This is a genomic window from Streptomyces sp. NPDC036813 (genome assembly GCF_055609245.1).
In genome coordinates this window covers 433,603-454,998 of the sequence record NZ_JBVJPV010000001.1, presented here as the reverse complement: position 1 = coordinate 454,998, position 21,396 = coordinate 433,603, and the positions used below count along the sequence as shown (strand labels likewise).

The following is a 21,396-nucleotide window of genomic DNA, read 5'->3' as shown; positions in this document are numbered from 1 at the left end:
TTTCGCCGCCGACCCTACTCCTGCCCGTAGGCTTCGGGGGAGTCGCGCGAAGGAGGCATTGAGGTGCCGGTGGAGATCACCTGGTGGGGTCACGCCACCTGCACGGTGGAGGACTCGGACACCCGTGTGCTCACCGATCCCCTGTTCACCCGCCGGCTGGCGCATCTGCGGCGCCGCCGCGGGGCGCTGCCGCCGCCGGACGCCTGGCGCGCGGACGTCGCACTGGTCTCCCACCTGCACGCCGACCATCTCCACGTGCCCTCCCTGGGGCGGCTCGCGCCGGGCACGCGCCTGCTGGTGCCCCGCGGTGCGCCGGGCGCCGTACCGGGGCTACGGCGTCTGACGCATCTGGATCTGCGCGAGATGGCACCCGGCGACGAGACCCGGGCCGGCGATCTGGTGATCCGCGCGGTGCCGGCCGAGCACGACGGCCGCCGGCTGCCGTTCGGCCCGCACCGCTCCCCCGCCCTCGGGTACGTCGTCGAGGGCGAGGCGCGCACCTACTTCGCCGGGGACACCGGGCTGTTCGAGTCGATGGCGAAGGAGGTCGGCCCGATCGAGGTGGCGCTGCTGCCGGTGGGCGGCTGGGGGCCGTACCTCGGGGAGGGGCATCTGGACGCGGGGCGGGCGGCGCAGGCGCTGGCCCGGCTCGCGCCGCGCTGCGCGATACCCGTGCACTACGGCACGTACTGGCCGATCGGGATGGACGCGGTGCGCCCGCACGAGTTCCACGCGCCCGGCGAGGAGTTCGTGCGGCTCGCGGCGCGCTGGGCCCCGGACGTGACCGTGCACCGGCTGGGCCACGGCGAGAGCGTGCGCCCGGCGGTCGCCCCGTGAACTGGCTGGCCGCCGCGGTGACGGCGGTGCCGACCGAGTCCACGCAGCAGGCGCTCGGCTATCCGTCGCTGTTCCTGCTGGTGCTGATCGGCGCGCTGGTGCCGGTGGTGCCGACGGGCGCGCTGGTGAGTTCGGCGGCGGTGGTGGCCTTCCACCAGACGGCGCCCTTCTCGCTGGCGCTGGTGTTCGTCACGGCCTCGCTGGCCGCGTTCTGCGGAGACGCGGCGCTGTACTGGCTGGGCCGGCGCGGGATGCGCTCGCACAGCGGCTCGCGCTGGCTGGAGGCGATCCGCGCGCGGGCGCCGCAGGAGCGGCTGACACAGGCCCAGGACAAGCTGGCGGAGCACGGGGTGGCGGTGCTGGTGCTGTCCCGGCTGGTGCCGGCGGGCCGTGTCCCGGTGATGCTGGCGTGCCTGCTGGCGAAGTGGCCGCTGCGCCGTTTCGCCCGCGGCAACCTCCCTGCCTGCCTGGCGTGGGCGTTGACGTATCAGGTGATCGGCATCCTCGGCGGCTCGCTGTTCCCGGAGCCGTGGGAGGGTGTGGTGGCGGCGATCGCCCTGACGATCCTGGTCGGCGCGGCCCCCGCCCTGTGGCGCCGGCTCCGCGGCACCCCGGCCCGCTAGACAGCCTCGTCCCCCAGCTTCCCGCCCGCGCGACAGACTCGGCTCCCCCGCCTCACGCACCCGCGACCGCCTCGTCCCCTCTTCACGCACCCGCAGTCTGCGCTTTCCGCACCCCGCGGCAGCCTCAGTCCCCGGCTTCCAGCACCCGGGAGGCACCCACCGCCAGGTCCCACAGGTCGTCGCGGTCCAGCCCGGCCCTCTGCCACGCCTCCCGCACCCGGGTCAGCGGTTCCAGGACGGGTTCCGCGGAGAGGATGAACGTCCCCCAGTGCATCGGGGCCATTCTGCGCGCGCCGACGTCGAGGGCGGCCTGGACGGCCTCCTCCGGGTCGCAGTGGACGTCGCTGAGCCACCAGCGCGGGTCGTAGGCACCGATCGGGAGCAGGGCGAGGTCGATACCGGGGTAGCGGCGGCCGATACGGCTGAACCAGTGGCCGTATCCGGTGTCACCGGCGAAGTACAGCCGCCGGCCGTCGGGCGCTGTGAGCACCCAGCCGCCCCACAGGCTGCGGCAGGTGTCGGTGAGGGTGCGCTTGGACCAGTGATGGGCGGGGACGAAGTCGAAGCGGACGCCGGACAGTTCGGCGCCCTCCCACCAGTCCAGTTCGGTGACGCGGGTGAACCGGCGCCGCTGGAACCAGCCTCCGAGGCCGGCGGGGGCGAACACCGGGGTGTCGCGCGGCAGTCGGCGCAGCGTGGGCGCGTCGAGGTGGTCGTAGTGGTTGTGGCTGATGACGACGGCGTCGACGTGCGGCAGATCCTCCCACTCCACGCCGACGGGCGTGATGCGAGCCGGGGTGCCGAGGATGCGGCGCGACCATACCGGGTCGGTGAGCACCGTCAGTCCGCCGACCCGGACCACCCAACTGGCGTGCCCCGCCCAGGTGATGGCGAGGGTGCGGGCGTCGACGCGGGGCAGCGGGGCGGGAGCGTAGGGCAGGCGGGGGATGTCGGCCAGGCCCTCCTTGCCGGGGCGCACGGCTCCCTCGCGGGCGAAGCGGGCCATGGCCTTGAGGCCGGGCAGCGGGGCGGTGAGCCGGTCGTGGAAGGTCCGCGGCCACACCCGCCGCTCCCCCAGCGGGCGGGGCTCGGCGAGGGGCGGGAACGGCGGCGCGAAACGGGACAGGGATGCCTGGGACGCCGGGGCGCCGGGGGCCGGGGACGGCGTCGTGCCGGTGACGGCTGACGGGGGCGGCGTCGTACTCGTGACCGGGGTCGGGGACGGCGTCGTGCCGGTGACGGCTGACGGGGGCGGCGTCGTACTCGTGACGGGGCTCGGGGACGGCGTCGTGCTCGTGACCGTGCCGGTGGCGGGCGACTCGGACTGCTGCGTCATCGAGGAGGCTCCCATCGCTGGGCGTCGTCGCGGAGGTCGTCGAAGACGGACCGCACCGTGCTCAACGCGCGGTGCACGTGTGGCAGTTCCAACGGCGCGGGGGACGTGAGGCATTCCGCGCGCTCGGCGTCCGTGCCACCCAGCAGCGGACCGGTGGTCAGCCGCACGCGCAGCGCGGCGAGGTCGTCTCCGAAGCGGTGGCCGCCCGGCGCGGGCATGCCGAGCCGGGCGGTGAGGTACTCCTCCACGTCCTGCGCGTCGCTCACCCCGTGCCCGGCGAGCGCCGTGCGCAACGGGCCGAGGTCGACGTACAGGTGGCGGCCGGCCTGCGGCGGGCGGGCCAGGGCGCCGGCGACGACGACGGCGTGATGCACGGCGGCGGCCACGCGCGCGTGCAGCGCCACGGTGGCCGCGACCCGGGCGGCGACCGGCTCGGGTTCGGTCAGCGCGTAGGCGGCCGCGGCGGCGACGGGCGCTGCGACACGGGCGCCGAGCGCGGTGAGGATGTCCAGCACACGCGCGTGCAGTTCACCGCCGCGGCCGTCCGCCGGGAACCGGGCGATCGCCGCCGGCCAGCCGGCCGGCAGCAGCGCGCCGGCCAGGTCGGTGACGACGGTGACCCGGCCGGGCAGCATCTCGGCGGGGCTGAGCAGGACGGTGTCGTGCCGGGCGTGCAGGGTGTCGCGCCAGGTCTCGTCGCTGACCAGGTGCAGTCCCTCCGCGGCGGCGGCCTCCACCGTCTCGTGGAGCAGTTCCGGCGGGGCGACGGTGCCGGTCGGGTCGTCGGCGAGCGACAGCACCAGCAGCCGCGGCTCGCCGCCCTCGGCACGCACCCTTCGCACGGTCTCCAGCAGGGCGTAGGGATCGGGCACGCCGCCGGACTCGGCGGGGGTCGGCACGTGGAAGACGGGTCTGCCCAGCACGCGCGCGTACGGCCCCCACCAGGCCGCGCAGGGCCGGGGTACCAGGACGTCGCCGCCGAGGGCCGCGGTGAGCGCCAGCAGCAGCGCGGGCGCGCCGGGCGCGGCGACGACATGACAGGGATCGCCGGCGAGGCCGCGCCGCTCCCAGTAGCCGCACGCCGCCTCGATGACGGCGGGTGAGCCGCCCACGGGTTCGGCGTCGGCCCGGTCGGCGGCGGCGCAGACGCGGGCGGTGAGTTCGGGGAGCACCGGCAGTCCGGTGCCGGGCAGTGGGGGGCCGTAGCGGACGGGGCCGTGCCCTTCGGGGTCGGTCCGCCGCATGCGTGCCTCCGCGCAGTCGCTCGTGCCCTGGGGCGGGTCGGTGCCGCGTCACCGCCTCGCCGTTCCGCCTCCAAGTACCCACGTCGTGCGCCCCCCATGGCTCGGGGCGCGGGTCGCGCCGGTCACACCCGCCGCTCGTCTCAGGTGCGGTTCCGTTCACGCTGCCGCAGCCGGTGCGCGGCGGCGCCGGCCGCGCCGAGGATGAGCAGTCCCCCGGTCACCAGTGCGGGTGCCGAGGTGGTGAAGGCGCCGCCCTCGCCCGCGTGCACCCCGTGCTCGATCGCCGGGGGCCGGGCCGTGGGCTGCTGCCAGGCGGGTTCCGGCGAGGCCGCTTCCTGCCCGGGCGGCAGCGGCATCTCCCCCTTGCCTCCCGTGTCCCCCGTGTCCTCCTTGTCCTTGCAGGGCGTGAGGTGCGCGTCGGGGCAGGCAGGGGCGGCGGTGGCGCCGTGGGAGGCGTGGGCGACGTCGAACGTGGTGCTCCAGGGCCGGCCCTTGCCGCCCGGCGGTGCCGGACAGGTGCCGTCCACGGTCCAGCCGGCGCCGGAACCGCCTCCGGCCAGGCCCTCGAGGTCCGCGGCGGGGACGATCTTCGCGGTGCCCTTGTAGGCGGGCCCGGACAGTTCGTCGTCGCCGCCGGGGACCTTCTGCAGCTTCACGGTGCCGTCCGCGAAGGCGGCCTCGGAGCTGGCGTCGATGCTCTCGGGCGCGGGTCCGCCCGTCGGGTCGCAGGTCACGGACACGGTGACGGTGCCGCCCGGCTCCACCGAGGCGGGACTGATCTGCGCGGCCGGCGCGGCCGGGTCGCCCGGGCCGGCCTCCACGGCCGTGTCCAGCGGGTCGACGGGGTCGGCCGGGTCATCCGCGGCCCCGGCCGGTGCGGCACCGGCCAGCACGACCAGCGCGGCGACGGACAGGGCACGGGCGGTGCGGCGCATGGGGAGAACTCCTTCGGCCGTACGACTTCGGGCACGGGGGTGTCGTGCCGTACAGCCATCACAGCCCGCCCCGATGCAGGACGCGCGCGGCCGGACCCCGTCAGGGGGACGAAGGACAGCCGACCGGGTGATTCGGGCGACGCGAGGGCAGCCCACCCAGGGACGCGGGGAACTGCGCGAGCAACCCCTCACGATCGCACCGGGCATCGCGAGCCCGGCCCCCACGGCGCTACTCCGCCATGACATCGTCCCGCAGCCGCGCCACGCACCGGCTGATCAGCCGGGACACATGCATCTGCGAGATCCCCAGCTCCTCCGCGATACGGCTCTGCGTCATGTCGCCGAAGAACCGCATGTACAGGATCGCCCGCTCCCGCTCCGGCAGCGCCGCCAGCCGCGGCCGTACCGCCTCGCGGTCCACGACCGTGTCGAGGGCCGCGTCGGGCGAGCCGAGCGTGTCGGTCAGCGCGTAGCCGCCCTCGGCGCCCGTCATCTCCGCGTCCAGGGACAGCGCGGTGAAGCTCTCCAGCGCCTCCAGACCGGCCTTGACGTCCTCCTCGCTGAGCTGTGCGCGTTCGGCGATCTGCGCGACGGTGGGCCGCTCGCCCGAGACGGTCTGGGACAGGTCCTTGACGGCGGCGCGGACCCGGTTGCGCAGGTCCTGGACGCGGCGCGGCACGTGCAGGGTCCACATGTGGTCGCGGAAGTGCCGCTTGATCTCGCCGGTGATGGTCGGCACGGCGTAGCTCTCGAAGGCGTTGCCGAGTTCGGGGTCGTAGCGGTCTACGGCCTTGACCAGGCCGAGGGCGGCGACCTGGCGCAGGTCGTCGTAGGACTCGCCGCGGTTGCGGAAGCGTCCGGCGAGGCGTTCGGCCATCGGCAGCCACGCCTCGGTGATCTCGGCGCGCAGGGCGTCACGCTCGGGCCCCGGCGGGAGCGCGCCGAGCCTGCGGAAGGCGTCGGCGGTGTCGGGGGCGTCGTCGTGCGGGTGCGTGCCGGTTCGGGTTCGCATGGTGCGTCGCTCTCCCCTGGGTGCTCTGGGTGGACGGTCACCGAGGGAATGCGGCAGGCCCGGACGGGGTACGCCGGGGCCACGTGCAGCCGTTCCCACGGACGTGCCTCCGGTCCGAAGCACTGATCCTGCGCCTGCCCTCGACCCCGGCGGGCAAACCCGGGCTCAGGTTTTCCGGGATGCCTGCGGGTGACTCGTCCCGTGCCGACGCTCACCGAAGCCTGTGCGACCTGGAGGTACTGCATGAGCAGCAAGGTGTCCGACTACGTCCTCGAGCGGCTGCGCGACTGGGGCGTGGAGTGCGTCTTCGGCTATCCGGGTGACGGCATCAACGGACTGCTCGCCGCCTGGGGACGCGCCGAGGACAAGCCGCGCTTCATCCAGTCCCGGCACGAGGAGATGTCCGCGTTCGAGGCGGTCGGATACGCCAAGTTCAGCGGCCGGCTGGGGGTGTGCGCGGCCACGTCGGGCCCCGGCGCGATCCATCTGCTGAACGGGCTGTACGACGCGAAGCTGGACCATGTGCCGGTCGTCGCGATCGTCGGGCAGACGCATCGCACCGCGATGGGCGGCTCCTACCAGCAGGAAGTCGACCTGCACACGCTCTACAAGGACGTCGCCTCGGACTTCGTGGAGACGGTGACGGTCCCCGAGCAGCTTCCGAACGTGCTGGACCGGGCGATCCGCACCGCGTACGCGCGGCGCGCCCCGACGGCCGTGATCATCCCGGGTGACGTGCAGGAGCTGGACTACTCGCCGCCGGGTCACGCGTTCAAGATGGTGCCCTCCAGCCTGGACCGCAGCTCGTGGACGGCGATCCCGTCGGAGGAGTCGCTGCGCCGGGCCGCGGAGGTGCTGAACGCCGGCGACAAGGTGGCCATCCTCGTCGGGCAGGGCGCGGCCCACGCACGGGAGGAGGTGCAGCACATCGCCGAGCTGCTGGGCGCGGGCGTGGCGAAGGCGCTGCTCGGCAAGGACGTCCTCAGCGACGAGCTGCCGTATGTGACCGGCTCGATCGGTCTGCTGGGCACCCGTGCGAGCTATGAGCTGATGCGGGACTGCGACACGCTGCTGACGATCGGCTCGTCGTTCCCGTACTCGCAGTTCCTGCCGGAGTTCGGCAAGGCCCGGGCGGTGCAGATCGACATCGATCCGCACATGGTGGGCATGCGCTACCCGTACGAGGTGAACCTGGTCGGTGACGCGAAGGCGACGCTGGACCGGCTGATCCCGATGATCGACTCGGGGCGCGGGCGGGAGTGGTTCGACACGGTCTGCGACAACGTGCAGCACTGGCAGCAGGTGATGGAGCGGCGCGCGCACCTGTCCGCCGACCCGATCAACCCGGAGTACGTCGCCGCCGCGCTGGACCCGCTGCTGCCGGACAACGCGATCATCACCTCCGACTCGGGGTCGACCGCGAACTGGTACGCCCGGCACATCACGATGCGCGGCACCATGCGCGGCTCGCTGTCCGGCACGCTGGCGACGATGGGCCCCGGGGTGCCCTACGCGATCGGCGCGAAGTTCGCCCATCCGGACCGGCCGGTGGTGGCGCTGGTCGGTGACGGCGCGATGCAGATGAACGGGCTCGCGGAGATGATCACCGCGGCGAAGTACGCCGACCGCTGGCAGGACCGGCGGCTGGTCGTCGCCGTGTGGAACAACCAGGACCTCAACCAGGTGACGTGGGAGATGCGGGCCATGGAGGGCGCGCCGTCCTTCGTGGAGTCGCAGGCGATCCCGGACGTGCAGTACGCGGCGTTCGCCCGCTCGCTGGGCCTGACCGGGGTGCGGGTGGAGAAGCCGGAGGACGTGGAGGCGGGCTGGCGCGCCGGTCTGGAGGCCGACGGTCCGGCGGTGATCGAGTTCCTCACCGACCCGGCGGTGCCGCCGGTCCCGCCACACGCCACCTGGGAGCAGATGGAGGCCACGATCGCGTCGATCCTCAAGGGCGACGCCGACCGGAACGCCATGGTCAAGCAGGGCTTCAAGGCGAAGGTGCAGGAGTTCCTGCCGGGCCGGGACAAGAAGTAACCGCCGAAAGGAGCGGGACATGCAGCGAGGCAGCGACCGGATGAGCGTCCACCGGGACGACGAGATGAAGCACCAACTCCAGGGGCTGCTCCGGTCCGGCCACCCGACCCGGACGGAGGAGTGGCACGACCCGGAACCGGCCGCCGACGACGACCCCGAGGTCTGGGGCGGCCCGGTGGCGCCCGGTGGCCTCGGTTCCTCCCTGGAGACCGTCCGCCTGGAGCTGGCGCGGATCCTGGGCCGCGGCTCCTTCCCGGCGAGCCCTCATGAACTGATCGGTGTGCTGCGCCGCAAGAACGCGCCGGACGCGCTCGTGGCCGCGCTGGAGGGGCTGCCCCGCAAGGCGCACTACGGCAACGTCCAGCAGCTGGCCGAGGCGGTCACCGGCACCCCGTCCACACGTACGAAGGGATGATCATGCGTATCGCTTTCCTGGCGGCCCCCGAGGGCGTCGAACAGATCGAGCTGACCGACCCGTGGCAGGCCGCGAAGGACGCCGGGCACGAGCCGGTGCTGGTGTCGACGAAGCCGGGTGAGATCCAGGCGTTCAACCACCTGGACAAGGCCGACACCTTCCCCGTCGACGAGGTCGTGGGGGACGCCTCCGCCGACTCCTTCGGCGGCCTGGTGCTGCCCGGCGGCGTCGCCAACCCGGACTTCCTGCGGATGGACGACAAGGCGGTGGCGTTCGTCAAGGACTTCTTCACGCAGGGCCGCCCGGTCGCGGCGATCTGCCACGCCCCGTGGACGCTGGTCGAGGCCGACGTCGTACGGGGCCGGGTGCTGACCTCGTGGCCGAGCCTGGAGACGGACATCCGCAACGCGGGCGGCACCTGGGTCGACGAACAGGTCAAGGTCTGCGACCACGGGCCGAACAAGCTGGTCACCAGCCGCAAGCCGGACGATCTGAAGGCCTTCTGCGCGACCTATCTGGACGTGTTCGCGCAGGAGCAGGCCGCCTGAGCGCGGGAAGACCCGGCGGGCCGCCCGAGCGGCGGCCCGACATCCGGGCCGGCCTCCCGATCGCCGGCGTCACCAGGTCAGGACGCCGGCGTCCGGCCCGGGTCGCCGGCGATCGGCCGGCGTCACCAGGTCAGGACGGGCGTCAGCAGGTCAGGAGCGGGGAGTCGCCGACTCCCCGCTTCCGCGTTCCCGGGCGCCTTCCCGGGTGCGGCCGGCCGCGACGGGACGGCTCGGATTGCGGCGCAGGTACTCGCCCTCGAGCTGCGCCATGCGTTCGTTGTGGGCGCGCAGCGCGTCGTTCGAGCCGTACAGCAGGGTGTCGTGACGCGTGCGGTGGATGGTCTCCAGCTCCCTCATCAGCTGCTGGTCGTCCAGTCGCTCTGGGTCGACTCCGCTCATGGTGGTCCCGTCCGGTCGGTCGTGTTCGTGTCTGCGGTCCGGGTACCCGCCCGGTGAGCACTACCCCCGAGCGCGTCACGGGAGCGAGCCATGGATCTCGCCTTTCTGCATCCACTCTATGAACAGTCCGGCTCCTGGGCCTCCGTGTACGTCGACCTCTCACGCCATGCGGAGGACACGGCGCACGAGCGGGAACTGACGGCGCAGGCGGTGGCGCGGGAGCTGGCCGGGCAAGGGGCGGACGAGGCGACCTGCCGTGCGGTGCGCGAGGCCGTGGACGAGTTGCGCCATGCGAGTGATCCCCACGGGCGCGCGTTGTTCGCGCGGGACGGCGAGGTGGTGCTGGATCCGCCGCTGGCCCGGGCGCCGGTGCGGGGCAGCTCCGCGCAGTGGGCCCCGCTGCCGCGGGTGTCGCCGCTGCTCGAGCTCGCCGGAGAGGATCCGGTGTGCGTGGTGGCGTACATCGACCGCAAGGGCGCGGACTTCGAGCTGCGCTCCGGTCTGGGCAGCCAGGGGACCGGCTCGGTCAGCGGGCGGCAGTGGCCGGTGCACCGCACCAGTTCGGTCGACTGGTCGGAGCGCCACTTCCAGCTGCGGGTGGAGAACACCTGGGAGCACAACGCGGCGGAGATCGCCGACGCGCTCGCGGTGTGCCAGGAGGAGTCCCGCGCCGATCTGCTGATCCTGGTGGGTGACGCGCGCGAGCGGCGGGCCGTGCACGAGCGGCTGCCGCAGCGGCTGCACGGGAGTGTGGTCGAGGCCGACCACGGCAGCGGCAGCCGGCTGCTCGACGAGGAGGTGGATCGGGCGCGCGCCGCGCATGTGCGGCGGCGGGCGCAGGAGGACCTGGACCGCTTCCTGGCCGCCCGCACGCCCGGCGGCGAGGGCCGCGCGGCCGCCGTGGAGGGTGTGCCGGCGCTGGTGGAGGCGGCCCGTGAGCACCGCATCGACGAGCTGCTGATCCGGCCGGACGGCCCGGACACGCACCGCGAGGTGTGGATCGGCGAGGACCCGGACCAGGTGGCGGTGCGCCGCACGGAGCTGAAGACGCTCGGCGAGCAGCACTCGTGGTCGGCTCGGGCCGACGACGCCCTGCTGCGCTCGGTCGTGACGACGGGCGCCCCGGCCATATCGGTCACCCCGGCCCTGCCGGAACAGAGCGACGACACCCCGGCGGGCGGCCTCGGAGCCCTGCTGCGCTGGAGCTGACGCAACGCCCGGGTGGGGCGGGTCCCGTCGGACCCGTCCTACCCGTCGTTCTCGGCCGATGGGCCCGCCCTGACCTCGTCGTTCCGGCCAGGGCCTGTTGCGAAAGTCCCGATGTACTCGGGCTTGTGCCCGGCGCGGCGAGAGTGCGTGCCGGGCGTCGCGCGGCAGGCGGGACTTTCGCAACAGGCCCTGGCGCGCCCGCAGCGGCCTTCGTTCGGTCAGCGCGCCCGCTCCACCCGGCGTTCGTCCCACACCGGGGCCGGGGTCTCGCGGACGTGGCCGTCCGTGCCGAAGACCAGGTAGCGGTCGAAGGAGCGGGCGAACCAGCGGTCGTGGGTGACGGCGAGGACCGTGCCCTCGAACGCCTCCAGGCCCTCCTGAAGCGCCTCCGCGGACTCCAGGTCGAGGTTGTCCGTCGGCTCGTCCAGGAGCAGGGCGGTGACGCCGGCGAGTTCCAGCAGCAGGATCTGGAAGCGGGCCTGCTGACCGCCGGAGAGGCGGTCGAAGGACTGCTCGGCCTGCTGGGTGAGCTCGTAGCGGCGCAGCCGGGACATCGCCGCGCCCCGGTCCTGGGAGTGTTCCGTCCACAGGATGTCCAGCAGGGTGCGGCCCACCAGCTCCGGGTGTGCGTGGGTCTGCGCGAAGTGTCCGGGCACGACCCGCGCGCCCAGCTTCCACTCACCCGTGTGGGCCACGTCCTCACCGGCGAGCAGGCGCAGGAAGTGCGACTTGCCGGAGCCGTTGGAGCCAAGGACGGCGACCCGCTCGCCGTAGAACACCTCCAGGTCGAACGGTTTCATCAGGCCGGTCAGTTCGAGGCGTTCGCAGGTGACGGCGCGTACGCCGGTGCGGCCGCCCTTGAGGCGCATGGTGATGTCCTGCTCGCGGGGCGGCTCGGGCGGCGGTCCGGCCTCCTCGAACTTGCGCAGCCGGGTCTGGGCGGCGGCGTACCGGGAGGCCATCTCATGGCTGACGGCAGCTGCCTGACGCAGGTTCAGCACCAGCTTCTTCAGCTGGGCGTGCTTCTCGTCCCAGCGGCGGCGCAACTCCTCGAAGCGGGCGAAGCGTTCCCGGCGGGCCTCGTGGTACGTGGCGAAGCCGCCGCCGTGCACCCACGCGTCGGCCCCGGCCGGCCCGGGCTCCACCGAGACGATCTTCTCGGCGGCGCGGGATAGCAGTTCACGGTCGTGGGAGACGAAGAGCACGGTCTTGCGGGTCTCCCGCAGCCGTTCCTCCAGCCAGCGCTTGCCGGGCACGTCGAGGTAGTTGTCCGGCTCGTCGAGCAGCAGCACCTCGTCGGTGCCGCGCAGCAGCGCCTCCAGCACCAGCCGCTTCTGCTCACCGCCGGACAGCGTGCTCGCCTGCCGCCACTGCGCCTTCTCGTACGGCACTCCGAGCGCGGCCGTGGTGCACATGTCCCACAGCGTCTCCGCCTCGTAGCCACGCGCCTCCGCCCAGTCGGACAGGGCCTGGGCGTACCGCATCTGGGCGGCCTCGTCGTCGACGGTGAGCAGGGCGTGCTCGGCGGCGTCGACGGCGGCCGCGGCCTCGCGGATCCGGGGCGACGCGACGGAGACCAGCAGGTCGCGTACGGTCGTGTCGTCCCGGACGGACCCGACGAACTGCCGCATCACGCCGAGCCCGCCGCTGACGGTGACGGTCCCGCCGTGCGGTTTCAGCTCGCCGGAGATCAGCCTGAGCAGCGTGGTCTTGCCGGCGCCGTTCGGGCCGACGAGCGCGACGACGGCGCCTTCGCCGACCCGGAAGGACACGTCACCGAGCAGTGCCCTCCCGTCGGGGAGGTAGTACTCCAGGTGCGCGGCTTCCAGATGTCCCATGGGCAGGCATTCTCCGGTGCAGTGAGGAACGGCGGCAAACTCTTAATCGCGGGGCCCGTCGGCCGGCCCCTGCGGACACCGGTCACTCGGCGTCGGGGACGGGCTCTCCCGTCGGGCCCGCCTCGCCCGGCGGCACCACCGTCTCGTCCGCCCAGGTCAGGGCCGTCCAGCCGGTGGACGGGCTGCCCTCGAGCACGACCACGCCGGTGTTGCGCAGGGGGTGCGCGGCGGCGAAGGGGACATCGACGTTCGCGGCGCGGACCGCGGTCCACAAGCGGATCACCGCGCCGTGGCTGACCAGGGCGGCCGTCCCGGCGCCGGTCGCCGCGGCCTCGGCGACCACCGCGTCGTAGCGTTCCAGCACCTCGTCGCCGCTCTCGCCGCCGGGCAGACGCAGTCCGGTGTCCCCGGCGGCCCAGGCGAACACGGTCTTCATGTACAGCTCCCCCTGGGCGCTGTCGCCGGGCAGCATCTCCAGGTCGCCGGCGGTGACTTCCCGGATGCCGTCACGGACGCGCACCTCGAGACCGCGGGCGGCGGCCAGTGGGGCGGCGGTGAGCTGGGTGCGGATCAGGGTGGAGGCGTAGAGCACCGTGATGTCCTCGTCCGCCAGCGCCTCGGGCAGCGCGGCGGCCTGCTGTGCGCCGAGGGTCGTCAGAGCGGGGCCGGGCACCCCCGTGTCCAGCAGATGCCGCACGTTGGAGGGGGTCTCGGCGTGGCGGACGAGCAGCAGACGCATACGGCGGTCTCCGTGCGGTGTGGCCCCCCGGTCGGCAAACGGCCACTTCAGGGTACCTGCCAGGGTATGAGTCCCGATCTCGACCTCACCGCGCCCCGCTCCGGGGGCCATCCCCTGCGGCAGAAGCTGCTCGCCCTGGACTGCCGTCTCTTCGAGTTCGCCGCCGAGCGGAACTGGCCGGCCGCCGAGCCGGTGCTTCCCCGGCTGAGCCGCAGCGCCAACCACGGCCTGCTCTGGTTCGCGACGGCGGCCGCCATCGCGGCGAGCCGTACCCCCCGCGGCCGCCGGGCCGCCGCCCGCGGTGTGGCCTCGCTGGCGCTGGCCTCGCTGACCGTCAACACGCTCGGCAAGCGCTCGGTGCGCCGCGACCGGCCGGTGCTGGACCCGGTGCCGCTGGTACGGCAGCTGAAGCGGCAGCCGATCACCACGTCGTTCCCGTCGGGCCACGCGGCGTCGGCGGCCGCGTTCGCCACCGGGGTGGCGCTGGAGTCCCCGGCCTGGGGCGCGGCCGTGGCGCCGGTGGCGTTCTCGGTGGCGATGTCGCGGGTCTACACCGGCGTGCACTTCCCGAGCGACGTCCTGGCCGGTGCGGCGCTCGGCGCGGGCGCCGCCTTCGCCGTACGCGGCCTGGCGCCCACCCGGGCCCAGCTGGCGCCGCCGGCCCGGCCGCGCGCGGACGTCCCGGCGCTGCCGGGCGGGCGGGGTCTGGTGCTGGTGGCGAACACCGCGGCGGGCACCGCCGACCGGGTGCGGGCGCTGCGGGACGCGCTGCCGGCCGCGGAGATCGTGGAATGTGCGCCGCAGGACGTGCCGGCGGAGCTGGAGAAGGCGGCGGCGCGGGCCGTCGTGCTCGGCGTGTGCGGCGGTGACGGCACGGTCAACACGGCCGCCGAGGCCGCCCTGCGCCACGGGCTGCCGCTGGCGGTGCTGCCGGGCGGCACGCTGAACCACTTCGCCCTCGACCTGGGCCTGGAGGACGTCCGGGACCTGGCCGGGGCGCTGACGCGCGGCGAGGCGGTGCGCGTGGACGTGGGCCGGTTCACCTCCGGCGAGCAGCGCGGCATCTTCGTCAACACGCTCAGCCTCGGCGTGTATCCGGAACTGGTGCGGGAGCGGGACCGCTGGGCGCACCGCGTCGGCGGCTGGCCGGCCGGGGTGCTGGCGGCACTGCGCGTGCTGCGCGCGGACCGGCATCCACTGGAGGCGGAACTGGGCGGCCGGCCGCACCCGCTGTGGCTGCTGTTCGTCGGCAACGGCACCTACCACCGCATGGGTCTCACCCCGGGCCGCCGCCTGGACCTGGCGGACGGGCAGCTGGACGTGCGGGTCGTGCACGGCGGACGCAACCCGGCACTGCGACTGCTGGCCGCCGCCGTCGCGGGCCCGCTCACGCGATCCCCTGCGCACGCCGCGGTGCAGGTGCCCCGGCTGCGGCTGGCCGGTCTCGCCCCGGGCACGCTGCTGGCGTACGACGGGGAAGTGGCCGAGGTGCAGGGCGAGGTGACGGTGGAGAAGCTGCCGCAGGCGCTGACCGTCTACCGGCCGGCGACCACGCGCTGACGATCCGTCAGTCCACATAGCAAAACACAAATCTCACCATGCGGCCAACGCGCGTACGGTGACGAGCACCGGCCGGGCATCCGGCCGGTCTCGACGAGGAGGGCACAGCCATGCCGGAAGCGCAGGAGAAGGCCGTCTACACGCACGGGCACCACGCGTCGGTGCTGCGATCGCACACCTGGCGCACCGCCGCCAACTCGGCCGGCTACCTGCTCGGCGCGCTGAAGCCGCACATGAGGATCCTGGACATCGGCTGCGGCCCGGGCACCATCACCGCCGACCTGGCCGCACTCGTCCCGGACGGGCACGTCACCGGTGTGGACCGGGCAGCGGGTGTCCTGGAGCAGGCGCGGGCCGAGGCCGCCGGGCGGGGTCTGACGAACGTCGACTTCGCCACCGCCGACGTGCACGCCCTCGGCTTCCCGGACGACACCTTCTGCGTGGTCCACGCCCACCAGGTGCTGCAGCACGTCAGCGACCCGGTACAGGCGCTGCGCGAGATGAAGCGGGTCACGAGGCCCGGCGGCTTCATCGCGGTCCGCGACGCGGACTACGCGGCCATGACCTGGTACCCGCACGTGCCAGGGCTGGACGACTGGCTGGCGCTGTACCACCGGGTCGCCCGCGCGAACGGCGGCGAGCCGGACGCGGGGCGCCGGCTGACGGCGTGGGCACGGGCGGCCGGCCTGACCGACGTCACGGCTACCTCCGGCACCTGGACGTACGCCACGCCCGAGGAGCGGGAGTGGTGGAGCGGCCTGTGGGCCGAGCGCACGACGGCCTCCGCGTTCGCCGGGCTGGCCGTCGCCGGCGGGCACGCCACCGAGGCGGAGCTGGCCGCCGCGGCGGCGGCCTGGCGGGAATGGGGGAAGCACGAGGACGGCTGGTTCGCGGTGCTGCACGGCGAGATTCTGTGCCGAAAGGAAGTCTGAATCCCTCTTTTCGGGAAACCCGGAAAGCAGGAGGTTCAGACTATGGTTCCCATCCTGCTGGTACTGCTTCTCGCGATCGTGCTTTTCGGTCTCGGATTCGCAGTGAAGGTCCTGTGGTGGATCGCGCTGGCGGTCCTGGTGGTATGGCTTCTGGGATTCCTGCTGCGGAGCACAAGTGCGGCAGGCGGCAGGGGCCGTTGGTACAGGTGGTGACACAACCGTAAGCCCTGACTCCCGGGGGCTTCCCCGGGAGTCAGGGCTTTCCTGCGGGAGTCACTCCCGGGGAAGCAGCGGTCCGAGCGGCCCGAGGTCCAGATTGAGGTCCTCGGGCCGCAAGCCGTAACGGTCCCGCAGTTCTGCCATCCGGTCCTCCAGCAGCATCAGGGTCAGCCCGATGCGTTCCTCCTGCTCCTCGCTCAGGTCGCCCTCGTCGAAGCGGCGCACGGCCTGGCGCTCCATGAGCTGACGCAGCAGTTCCACCACCGTCAGGACGAGCTTGACCAGGTCCCGCTCCACCGTGTCGGGATCGAGGTCCATGCGGCGGTCGGTCACGGCAGCTCCTTGCGCGAGGGGACCAGGGGGTCGAACGGCGAGGGCACCTGTGCGTTCACCGAGCTGATCAGCGCGTTGAGGTCGATGCGCACCAGATCGACGTCGGCGATGCGCAGGGTGATGTCCCCCGTGATCACCACGCCGCCGGCCAGCAGCCGGTCCAGCAGGTCCACGAGCGCGATCTCTCGGCGTTCGACGACGGTCACCCGGATCCCTCCCCCACCGGCCGCGGGGTCTCCACGAACGAATAGGCGGCCCATGGGCCCGTGAGTTCCACGCGCATTCCCGGGACGTCGTCCTTCGTCCGGTCCACGAGTTCCACGAATTCCTCGGACGCCGCCCGCGGCACCAGATAGGCCGCATTGAGCACATTACGTCCGGCCGCGCCGGAAAGCGCCGGGTTCTGCGGCGCGTGTACCCGGGAATCGACGGCGTGCGCGGAAAGGGACTCGTGCAGCCGCGTGGCGAATTCCTCGGCCTTCTGCCACATGTCCTCGTGCGCCCGGGCGCGCATGCTGCGCCGGCGCAGATAGTCCCGCCCCGACGCGGCCGGCGCCGCCCCGGAGGAGTCCTGCGGTGACGGGGTCCCGCGCTGTGCCTCCTCGCCCTGGACCTCCGCGTACACCTTCACGCCCCACTCGACCTTGCCCTGGAGCCGGTCCAGGGTGCGCCGGAAGTCGCGCTCGCGTGCCTCCATCATGGTGCGCACCCCGCTGTCGTCGTGGAAGACGGTGCCCAGGCGCAGCGGCAGCGGCGTGGTGACGACGGTCAGCGCGTCGATCACGCCCTGGTGGGCGCGGGCCGTCGAGGTCACCCAGTCGAGGTCCTCCAGGTGCGCGCGCAGCGGTTCCTCGGCGAAGTCCCGGGCCGGGACCTCGCTGTAGACGGCGACCAGCCCGTGGTGGGTCAGATGCCGGGGCGGCGCGCCGCCCACCCCTGTCAGCTGCGCCTGGAGGGGCGCGCTGAACGGGCGGCAGACGGCGTAGACGTACCGCAGTCCGGTCATGGGGCCTCCTCCTGGCCGTGCCCGGGCTCCAGCTCCGCCAGCCGGGCCCGCAGCTCGGCGTTCTCGCGGGTCAGTTCGTCGCGGCGGGCGCGGCTGGAGAGCGCCGGATCGGTCTCCCACCAGTCGATGCCCATCTCCTTTGCCTTGTCCACGGAGGCGACGATGAGCCGCAGCTTGATGGTGAGCAGTTCGATGTCGAGCAGGTTGATCCGGATGTCACCCGCGATGACGATGCCCTTGTCCAGGACACGCTCGAGGATGTCGGCGAGGTTGGCTCCGCTGCCGCCCCCGTAGGGCTCGGGCATCCGGCCGGACATGGGGCTGGGTGTGGTCATCGCCGGCTCCCGGAGTACTCGTCCTCGTCCTCCTCCTCTTCCTCGTACTCCTCATCGGCGTCCCCGGCGCCCTCGGCGCCCTCGTCCTCGTAACCCTCCTCGGGCTCGTCCTCGTCCTCGCCCTCCTCCTCGTCGTACGGCTCCTCGTCCTCCTCCTCGTCCTCGGAGGCGGCCTGCCGGTCCGCGTTCTCGGGGGCCTGCTCGTCCTCGTCCTCGTCCTCGTCCGTCTCCTCGTCGTCGTACTCGTCCTCGGCCTCGGCCTCGTCGCCTTCGGCTTCCTGGCCTTCCCCCTCCTCGCCTTCCGCTTCCTCGGCCTCCAGGGCCTCCTCGTGGCTGCGGACGACCTCGCCGTCCTGGATCTCGCCGCGCCAGCCCTCGTCCGCCTCTCCCTTGAGGGTGATGAAGCGGGCGTAGTTCTTCAGGTCGAGCCGGGCCCGGCGGCCCTGGGCGCGCCAGATGTTGCCGGTCTTCTCGAACAGACCGGAGGGGTAGTACTCGATCACCAGCAGGACACGGGTGAGATTGTCCGCGAGCCGGTGGAAGGTGACCGCGCCCTTCGTGGTGCCCTTGGCGCCCTCCGACGTCCACGCGATGCGGTAGTCCGGTACCTGCTCGGTGGTGGTCGCCTTCCAGCTGCGGCTCGACCAGAACACCTTGGCCTGCCAGTCGGAATGGGTGTCGTCGGCGCGGCTCGCGCTCTTGACGCCCTTGGCGAAGTTGCTGAAGTCCTGGTACCGGGTCCACTGGTCGTATGCGGTGCGCAGCGGCACACCGACGTCGATGTGCTCGATGATCACGGTCGGCTTGTTGCCGGCGCGTCCCTTGCCGCCCTTCTTGCCACCGCCGCCGAGGCCCTTCAGCTTGTCCATCACGCTGTCCTTGGCTCGGGAGGTGCCGAGTTCCAGGGCCGTGCGCAGCGGGCCCTTGCCCTCGGCGAGCTTGCGCCCGCCGTCGAGGGCCAGCTTGGCGAAGCCCGGGCTGTTGCCCTCGGCGATGTCGTTCAGTTTCCCAGTGGTCTCGCCGAGCTTGCGCCCGACGCCGCTGAGCATCCGGGTCGCCTGTGCGGCGAGGTAGTCCTGTACTTCGGCCTTGAGCCGGTCGGCGGCCTCGCTGTGCGCCAGGTCGGCCAGCGGGTTCTTGTCCGTGGCGCCCTTGGCTGCGCCTGCCGCACCCCGCGCTGCAGAGCCGGCCGATCCCAGGGTGTCGGTCATCGTTCACCGCCTCCCTTCTCCTGCCCGCGCCCACCGGCGGACTTCTCCGCCGTCCTGCGGGCCGAGGCGGTCTTCTTGGCGGCGCCGGAGCCCGGCGCCTTCTTGGCGGCCTTCTTGGCGGGGGCGGCCTTCTTGGCCGGAGCCTTCTTGGCCGCCTTCTTCGCCTTCTGGGCCGAGCCCGCCGCCTTCTTCGCCGGGGCCCGGCGCTCGCCGCGCGAACCCTCCGATGCGTCGTCGGCGCCCTCGTCCCGGTCCTCGGCGTCGTCCTCGTCCCGGTCCTCGGTGTCGTCCTCGTCCCGGTCCTCGGTGTCGTCCTCGGGCTCCTCGTCCCGGTCCTCCGGCTCCTCGTCCTCGTCGTCCCGCTCACCGCGGGAGGAGCCGCCGGAGACCTGCCCGCGCAGATCGGCCGTACGGGAGTGCAGCCGGTCGGCGAGGGCGCCGATCTGCCGCTCGACGAGGGCGCCGGAGGCCGCCTTGCCGACTCCGCGCAGGTCCCCGCGCAGCTGGTCCCCGATCTCCTTGACCTGGGGATTGTTCTTCAGCTGCTGGTTCACCAGGTCGGCGACCATGCGCGGGCTGAGGTTCATCCGCTTGCCGGCGACCATGCTGCCGACGGCGATCGCCAGCTTCGCCTTCTTGGTACGTCCGAGGACGTATCCGGCCCCTACCGCGAGGCCCAGTCCCACTCGGTTCATTGCGCTGTCCACTCACCTGTTCCCGCGCTCGCGCGCGTCGCCGTCTCCAGCCGGTCGAGAAGCTCGTCCTCCTGACGGTCGAATTCCTCCTCGGTGATCTCCCCGGCCTCCAGCCGTTCCTCCAGGCGGGCCAGCTCGGTCCGGATGGTGGCCGGGTCGTAGTAGATCCGTTCCGCTTCCTGGAGGACCTGTTTGATCACCCAACCGCTGCCGCGCACCGGTGCGAACGGCAGCAGCAGCACCTCGCCGAGCAGGCCCATGCCCTCACCCCTCCTCGGTCTCCGCGCTGCCGGCCAGGGTGGCCGTGTGCTCGGCCGGGCCCGGGTCGACGAAGCTGTAGGGCGGCAGCGGACCGTTGACGCGGATCTCCAGCTGCGGCAGGTCCTTACGGGCCTGCTCGACGGCGGCCAGGAACTGCTCCGCGCTGTCCTTGTCCACCAGGAACGACATGTTGGCCAGCCAGCCGGTGGACTCCGGCCCCGCGCTGACCGCGTCGGCGTTCGGCTCCAGCAGCCGCTGCAGGATGGTGCCGTCCTCGGCCTCCTTGGCCTTCACGGCGGCGGCGACCATCTCGCCGAGGCGCAGCTTGTCGTCGTAACTCCCGCCGCCCGCCTGCCGGTTGGCCTCGGCGAGGGTGCGGATCTCCGGGCTTTCGGACATCACCCGGTGCAGGACCGCCTCTTCCACGTGGTTGGCCTTGATGTTGTACTCCACGCGGTTGTCGAGGGCGCGCAGGCGTTCCTTGTAGTGGTCGGCCCGCTCGGTGAGGACCGAGGTGACGGTGTCGTCGTCGGGGGCGACGCTGCCGAACCGCATGGGCAGCACACAGCCGGCCGCGCCTGCCTCGCCGAGCACGTTCTGGTGGGCGAGCAGGTCGCGCCGCTTGGGGCGCAGCCCCTCGGGGGCGTCACTGACGACGGCCGCCAGCTCACCCGCCCTGAGGATGCGGACGGGACGGGCGGGCTCGCCGACCCCGTCCATGCCCTCGGGGAGCTTCGGGTGGGAACTCGCAGTGATCCCGTAGACGTACGTGCTCACTCCTGCTCCTCCTTACGGCGGGCGGCCGTGCTCTTGCGAGGCCGCCGCTCCTCCGCCTCACCCTCGCCACGTGCCTCCTTGAACGCGTCCGAGATGGTCTGCGCGGCACCGGACAGGGCGCCCTTGGACTTGCCGCGCGCGCCGGACTCGGTGATCTCGCCGACCAGGTCGGGCAGGCCGGGGGCCTTGCGCGGCCCGGCCTCCAGGTCGAGCCGGTTGCACGCCTCGGCGAAGCGCAGATAGGTGTCGACGCTGGCCACCACGACCCGTACGTCGATCTTCAGGATCTCGATGCCGACGAGGGACACCCGCACGAACGCGTCGATGACCAGCCCCCTGTCGAGGACGAGCTCGAGAACGTCGTAGAGGCCGCTGCTGCCGCCTCCGCCGCCGGACTGCTGTGCCGGGACAACGGTCATACCGACCGTGCCTCCTTCTGTCGTGATCGTGTGTGTTCGGTCGTCGAGAGCGGCCGGCTACCGGCCGCGGGCGTCGGACCGGCCGCGCTCGTAACGACGGACCTTCCGGTAACCGGTGAGCTGACCCTCGGGGTCCAGCTCCACCTGGTAGCTCGCCATCAGGCTCATCGTGTCGGGGACCCGGGCGAGTTCGAGGACTTCGACCTCCAGTGCCCAGCCGTCCTCCGTCTGCTCGAAGGACGACACGGACTCCGGGTTCATACCGGTCAGCTCGGCGAGCTGGGCCCGTGCGTTGCGGAGCACCTCCATCGGCCGGAGCCTCGACTCGGCGGTCTTCCGCTCTCGTGCGGGTTCCCGTTCCTCCGCGGGCTCCCGCTCTTCGGGTTCGTTCGGTGAATTCTGCGAATCTCGCGTGTTCTTTGTGTTCGCCATGGCCACCTCTCTCCTCCGTGTGGCCGCTCGTTCCATGGCCAAAC

Annotated in this window: 26 protein-coding genes; 9 read left to right on the top strand and 17 right to left on the bottom strand. The window is 72.9% G+C overall.

The features are described from left to right. Nucleotides 1-63 precede the first annotated feature (63 nt). Together ACZ67Q_RS01915 and ACZ67Q_RS01910 are read left to right on the top strand one after the other, a co-directional pair. Nucleotides 64-837, top strand: coding sequence for an MBL fold metallo-hydrolase (locus ACZ67Q_RS01915; RefSeq protein WP_471175165.1), 774 nt, complete (start codon nucleotides 64-66; stop codon nucleotides 835-837). Beyond that, complete coding sequence (locus tag ACZ67Q_RS01910; RefSeq protein WP_471175163.1) at nucleotides 834-1,460, top strand: DedA family protein; 627 nt, start codon at nucleotides 834-836, stop codon at nucleotides 1,458-1,460. Before ACZ67Q_RS01915 ends, ACZ67Q_RS01910 begins: the two co-directional genes overlap by 4 nt. A gap of 124 nt (nucleotides 1,461-1,584) precedes the next feature. On the opposite strand, the gene ACZ67Q_RS01905 is transcribed toward ACZ67Q_RS01910, so the two are convergent. The 4 genes from ACZ67Q_RS01905 to ACZ67Q_RS01890 all read right to left on the bottom strand — a co-directional run bounded on the left by ACZ67Q_RS01905 (nucleotide 1,585) and on the right by ACZ67Q_RS01890 (nucleotide 5,987). Further along, a complete protein-coding gene (locus tag ACZ67Q_RS01905) occupies nucleotides 1,585-2,796 on the bottom strand; it encodes an MBL fold metallo-hydrolase (RefSeq protein WP_471175161.1) in 1,212 nt (403 codons plus the stop codon). Further along, nucleotides 2,793-4,040 carry an aminotransferase class I/II-fold pyridoxal phosphate-dependent enzyme gene (locus ACZ67Q_RS01900; protein ID WP_471175159.1) on the bottom strand — a complete coding sequence of 416 codons (1,248 nt, stop codon included), beginning with the start codon at nucleotides 4,038-4,040 and terminating at the stop codon, nucleotides 2,793-2,795. Before ACZ67Q_RS01900 ends, ACZ67Q_RS01905 begins: the two co-directional genes overlap by 4 nt. A gap of 140 nt (nucleotides 4,041-4,180) precedes the next feature. Further along, the gene (locus ACZ67Q_RS01895) at nucleotides 4,181-4,975 is read right to left on the bottom strand and encodes a hypothetical protein (RefSeq protein WP_471175157.1); all 795 of its coding nucleotides are present in this window, start codon (nucleotides 4,973-4,975) and stop codon (nucleotides 4,181-4,183) included. Nucleotides 4,976-5,204: 229 nt separating this feature from the next. After that, nucleotides 5,205-5,987, bottom strand: a complete 783-nt coding sequence (locus tag ACZ67Q_RS01890; protein ID WP_471175155.1) for a SigB/SigF/SigG family RNA polymerase sigma factor — start codon at nucleotides 5,985-5,987, stop codon at nucleotides 5,205-5,207. 243 nt (nucleotides 5,988-6,230) lie between these two features. Here ACZ67Q_RS01890 and ACZ67Q_RS01885 point away from each other — a divergent pair, with 243 nt between their 5' ends. The 3 genes from ACZ67Q_RS01885 to ACZ67Q_RS01875 are packed head-to-tail and all read left to right on the top strand — an operon-like array spanning nucleotide 6,231 to nucleotide 8,987. After that, nucleotides 6,231-8,024: a thiamine pyrophosphate-requiring protein gene (locus ACZ67Q_RS01885; protein WP_471175153.1), complete on the top strand. Its 1,794-nt coding sequence runs from the start codon at nucleotides 6,231-6,233 to the stop codon at nucleotides 8,022-8,024. A gap of 19 nt (nucleotides 8,025-8,043) precedes the next feature. Continuing rightward, nucleotides 8,044-8,439, top strand: a complete 396-nt coding sequence (locus ACZ67Q_RS01880) for a DUF2795 domain-containing protein (RefSeq protein ID WP_471175151.1) — start codon at nucleotides 8,044-8,046, stop codon at nucleotides 8,437-8,439. 2 nt (nucleotides 8,440-8,441) lie between these two features. After that, nucleotides 8,442-8,987 carry a type 1 glutamine amidotransferase domain-containing protein gene (locus ACZ67Q_RS01875; RefSeq protein WP_471175149.1) on the top strand — a complete coding sequence of 182 codons (546 nt, stop codon included), beginning with the start codon at nucleotides 8,442-8,444 and terminating at the stop codon, nucleotides 8,985-8,987. A gap of 150 nt (nucleotides 8,988-9,137) precedes the next feature. On the opposite strand, the gene ACZ67Q_RS01870 is transcribed toward ACZ67Q_RS01875, so the two are convergent. Next, the gene (locus tag ACZ67Q_RS01870; protein ID WP_361627198.1) at nucleotides 9,138-9,386 is read right to left on the bottom strand and encodes a DUF6158 family protein; all 249 of its coding nucleotides are present in this window, start codon (nucleotides 9,384-9,386) and stop codon (nucleotides 9,138-9,140) included. 90 nt (nucleotides 9,387-9,476) lie between these two features. Between ACZ67Q_RS01870 and ACZ67Q_RS01865 the strand changes: the two genes are divergently transcribed. After that, on the top strand, nucleotides 9,477-10,595 hold the full coding sequence (locus ACZ67Q_RS01865) for a baeRF2 domain-containing protein (RefSeq protein WP_471175147.1): 1,119 nt from the start codon (nucleotides 9,477-9,479) through the stop codon (nucleotides 10,593-10,595). A gap of 218 nt (nucleotides 10,596-10,813) precedes the next feature. On the opposite strand, the gene ACZ67Q_RS01860 is transcribed toward ACZ67Q_RS01865, so the two are convergent. Both ACZ67Q_RS01860 and ACZ67Q_RS01855 read right to left on the bottom strand, forming a co-directional pair. Next, nucleotides 10,814-12,433: an ABC-F family ATP-binding cassette domain-containing protein gene (locus ACZ67Q_RS01860; protein WP_471175145.1), complete on the bottom strand. Its 1,620-nt coding sequence runs from the start codon at nucleotides 12,431-12,433 to the stop codon at nucleotides 10,814-10,816. An 82-nt stretch (nucleotides 12,434-12,515) separates the two neighbouring features. Next, nucleotides 12,516-13,172, bottom strand: coding sequence for a histidine phosphatase family protein (locus ACZ67Q_RS01855; protein ID WP_471175143.1), 657 nt, complete (start codon nucleotides 13,170-13,172; stop codon nucleotides 12,516-12,518). Nucleotides 13,173-13,238: 66 nt separating this feature from the next. Between ACZ67Q_RS01855 and ACZ67Q_RS01850 the strand changes: the two genes are divergently transcribed. From ACZ67Q_RS01850 to ACZ67Q_RS01840, 3 genes are all read left to right on the top strand, one after another. Then, nucleotides 13,239-14,732, top strand: a complete 1,494-nt coding sequence (locus ACZ67Q_RS01850; RefSeq protein ID WP_471175141.1) for a phosphatase PAP2 family protein — start codon at nucleotides 13,239-13,241, stop codon at nucleotides 14,730-14,732. A 110-nt stretch (nucleotides 14,733-14,842) separates the two neighbouring features. Next, the gene (locus ACZ67Q_RS01845; RefSeq protein WP_471175139.1) at nucleotides 14,843-15,664 is read left to right on the top strand and encodes a methyltransferase domain-containing protein; all 822 of its coding nucleotides are present in this window, start codon (nucleotides 14,843-14,845) and stop codon (nucleotides 15,662-15,664) included. 42 nt (nucleotides 15,665-15,706) lie between these two features. Continuing rightward, nucleotides 15,707-15,877, top strand: a complete 171-nt coding sequence (locus tag ACZ67Q_RS01840) for a hydrophobic protein (RefSeq protein WP_361627216.1) — start codon at nucleotides 15,707-15,709, stop codon at nucleotides 15,875-15,877. Between the two features lie 60 nt (nucleotides 15,878-15,937). Here ACZ67Q_RS01840 and ACZ67Q_RS01835 read toward each other — a convergent pair whose 3' ends face one another. The 10 genes from ACZ67Q_RS01835 to ACZ67Q_RS01790 are packed head-to-tail and all read right to left on the bottom strand — an operon-like array spanning nucleotide 15,938 to nucleotide 21,352. After that, nucleotides 15,938-16,201, bottom strand: coding sequence for a gas vesicle protein K (locus ACZ67Q_RS01835; protein WP_471175991.1), 264 nt, complete (start codon nucleotides 16,199-16,201; stop codon nucleotides 15,938-15,940). An 11-nt stretch (nucleotides 16,202-16,212) separates the two neighbouring features. Beyond that, nucleotides 16,213-16,422, bottom strand: coding sequence for a gas vesicle protein (locus ACZ67Q_RS01830; protein WP_471175137.1), 210 nt, complete (start codon nucleotides 16,420-16,422; stop codon nucleotides 16,213-16,215). Beyond that, nucleotides 16,419-17,222 (bottom strand): GvpL/GvpF family gas vesicle protein, encoded by an 804-nt coding sequence (locus ACZ67Q_RS01825; protein WP_471175135.1) that lies wholly within the window; start codon nucleotides 17,220-17,222, stop codon nucleotides 16,419-16,421. Before ACZ67Q_RS01825 ends, ACZ67Q_RS01830 begins: the two co-directional genes overlap by 4 nt. Next, the gene (locus ACZ67Q_RS01820) at nucleotides 17,219-17,557 is read right to left on the bottom strand and encodes a gas vesicle protein (RefSeq protein WP_361627228.1); all 339 of its coding nucleotides are present in this window, start codon (nucleotides 17,555-17,557) and stop codon (nucleotides 17,219-17,221) included. The genes ACZ67Q_RS01825 and ACZ67Q_RS01820 overlap by 4 nt, the downstream gene beginning before the upstream one ends. Further along, a complete protein-coding gene (locus ACZ67Q_RS01815) occupies nucleotides 17,554-18,768 on the bottom strand; it encodes an SRPBCC family protein (RefSeq protein ID WP_471175133.1) in 1,215 nt (404 codons plus the stop codon). Before ACZ67Q_RS01815 ends, ACZ67Q_RS01820 begins: the two co-directional genes overlap by 4 nt. Further along, nucleotides 18,765-19,463, bottom strand: a complete 699-nt coding sequence (locus ACZ67Q_RS01810; protein ID WP_471175131.1) for a DNA primase — start codon at nucleotides 19,461-19,463, stop codon at nucleotides 18,765-18,767. The genes ACZ67Q_RS01815 and ACZ67Q_RS01810 overlap by 4 nt, the downstream gene beginning before the upstream one ends. Continuing rightward, nucleotides 19,460-19,723 (bottom strand): gas vesicle protein GvpG, encoded by a 264-nt coding sequence (locus ACZ67Q_RS01805; RefSeq protein ID WP_471175129.1) that lies wholly within the window; start codon nucleotides 19,721-19,723, stop codon nucleotides 19,460-19,462. The genes ACZ67Q_RS01810 and ACZ67Q_RS01805 overlap by 4 nt, the downstream gene beginning before the upstream one ends. Nucleotides 19,724-19,727: 4 nt before the next feature. After that, nucleotides 19,728-20,501, bottom strand: coding sequence for a GvpL/GvpF family gas vesicle protein (locus ACZ67Q_RS01800; RefSeq protein WP_471175127.1), 774 nt, complete (start codon nucleotides 20,499-20,501; stop codon nucleotides 19,728-19,730). Further along, complete coding sequence (locus ACZ67Q_RS01795) at nucleotides 20,498-20,920, bottom strand: gas vesicle structural protein GvpA (RefSeq protein ID WP_471175125.1); 423 nt, start codon at nucleotides 20,918-20,920, stop codon at nucleotides 20,498-20,500. Before ACZ67Q_RS01795 ends, ACZ67Q_RS01800 begins: the two co-directional genes overlap by 4 nt. A 57-nt stretch (nucleotides 20,921-20,977) precedes the next feature. Next, on the bottom strand, nucleotides 20,978-21,352 hold the full coding sequence (locus ACZ67Q_RS01790; RefSeq protein WP_471175123.1) for a gas vesicle protein GvpO: 375 nt from the start codon (nucleotides 21,350-21,352) through the stop codon (nucleotides 20,978-20,980). Nucleotides 21,353-21,396 lie beyond the last annotated feature (44 nt).

Bases quoted from the DNA above. Each gene is read 5' to 3' on its own strand.
- ACZ67Q_RS01860 (WP_471175145.1), bottom strand. From the start codon at position 12,433: ATGGGACATCTGGAAGCCGCGCACCTGGAGTACTACCTCCCCGACGGG.
- ACZ67Q_RS01880 (WP_471175151.1), top strand. From the start codon at position 8,044: ATGCAGCGAGGCAGCGACCGGATGAGCGTCCACCGGGACGACGAGATG.
- ACZ67Q_RS01825 (WP_471175135.1), bottom strand. From the start codon at position 17,222: ATGACCGGACTGCGGTACGTCTACGCCGTCTGCCGCCCGTTCAGCGCG.
- ACZ67Q_RS01810 (WP_471175131.1), bottom strand. From the start codon at position 19,463: ATGAACCGAGTGGGACTGGGCCTCGCGGTAGGGGCCGGATACGTCCTC.
- ACZ67Q_RS01790 (WP_471175123.1), bottom strand. From the start codon at position 21,352: ATGGCGAACACAAAGAACACGCGAGATTCGCAGAATTCACCGAACGAA.
- ACZ67Q_RS01875 (WP_471175149.1), top strand. From the start codon at position 8,442: ATGCGTATCGCTTTCCTGGCGGCCCCCGAGGGCGTCGAACAGATCGAG.
- ACZ67Q_RS01840 (WP_361627216.1), top strand. From the start codon at position 15,707: ATGGTTCCCATCCTGCTGGTACTGCTTCTCGCGATCGTGCTTTTCGGT.
- ACZ67Q_RS01850 (WP_471175141.1), top strand. From the start codon at position 13,239: ATGAGTCCCGATCTCGACCTCACCGCGCCCCGCTCCGGGGGCCATCCC.
- ACZ67Q_RS01885 (WP_471175153.1), top strand. From the start codon at position 6,231: ATGAGCAGCAAGGTGTCCGACTACGTCCTCGAGCGGCTGCGCGACTGG.
- ACZ67Q_RS01815 (WP_471175133.1), bottom strand. From the start codon at position 18,768: ATGACCGACACCCTGGGATCGGCCGGCTCTGCAGCGCGGGGTGCGGCA.
- ACZ67Q_RS01900 (WP_471175159.1), bottom strand. From the start codon at position 4,040: ATGCGGCGGACCGACCCCGAAGGGCACGGCCCCGTCCGCTACGGCCCC.
- ACZ67Q_RS01870 (WP_361627198.1), bottom strand. From the start codon at position 9,386: ATGAGCGGAGTCGACCCAGAGCGACTGGACGACCAGCAGCTGATGAGG.
- ACZ67Q_RS01890 (WP_471175155.1), bottom strand. From the start codon at position 5,987: ATGCGAACCCGAACCGGCACGCACCCGCACGACGACGCCCCCGACACC.
- ACZ67Q_RS01905 (WP_471175161.1), bottom strand. From the start codon at position 2,796: ATGACGCAGCAGTCCGAGTCGCCCGCCACCGGCACGGTCACGAGCACG.
- ACZ67Q_RS01895 (WP_471175157.1), bottom strand. From the start codon at position 4,975: ATGCGCCGCACCGCCCGTGCCCTGTCCGTCGCCGCGCTGGTCGTGCTG.
- ACZ67Q_RS01820 (WP_361627228.1), bottom strand. From the start codon at position 17,557: ATGACCACACCCAGCCCCATGTCCGGCCGGATGCCCGAGCCCTACGGG.
- ACZ67Q_RS01795 (WP_471175125.1), bottom strand. From the start codon at position 20,920: ATGACCGTTGTCCCGGCACAGCAGTCCGGCGGCGGAGGCGGCAGCAGC.
- ACZ67Q_RS01845 (WP_471175139.1), top strand. From the start codon at position 14,843: ATGCCGGAAGCGCAGGAGAAGGCCGTCTACACGCACGGGCACCACGCG.
- ACZ67Q_RS01855 (WP_471175143.1), bottom strand. From the start codon at position 13,172: ATGCGTCTGCTGCTCGTCCGCCACGCCGAGACCCCCTCCAACGTGCGG.
- ACZ67Q_RS01835 (WP_471175991.1), bottom strand. From the start codon at position 16,201: ATGGACCTCGATCCCGACACGGTGGAGCGGGACCTGGTCAAGCTCGTC.
- ACZ67Q_RS01805 (WP_471175129.1), bottom strand. From the start codon at position 19,723: ATGGGCCTGCTCGGCGAGGTGCTGCTGCTGCCGTTCGCACCGGTGCGC.
- ACZ67Q_RS01865 (WP_471175147.1), top strand. From the start codon at position 9,477: ATGGATCTCGCCTTTCTGCATCCACTCTATGAACAGTCCGGCTCCTGG.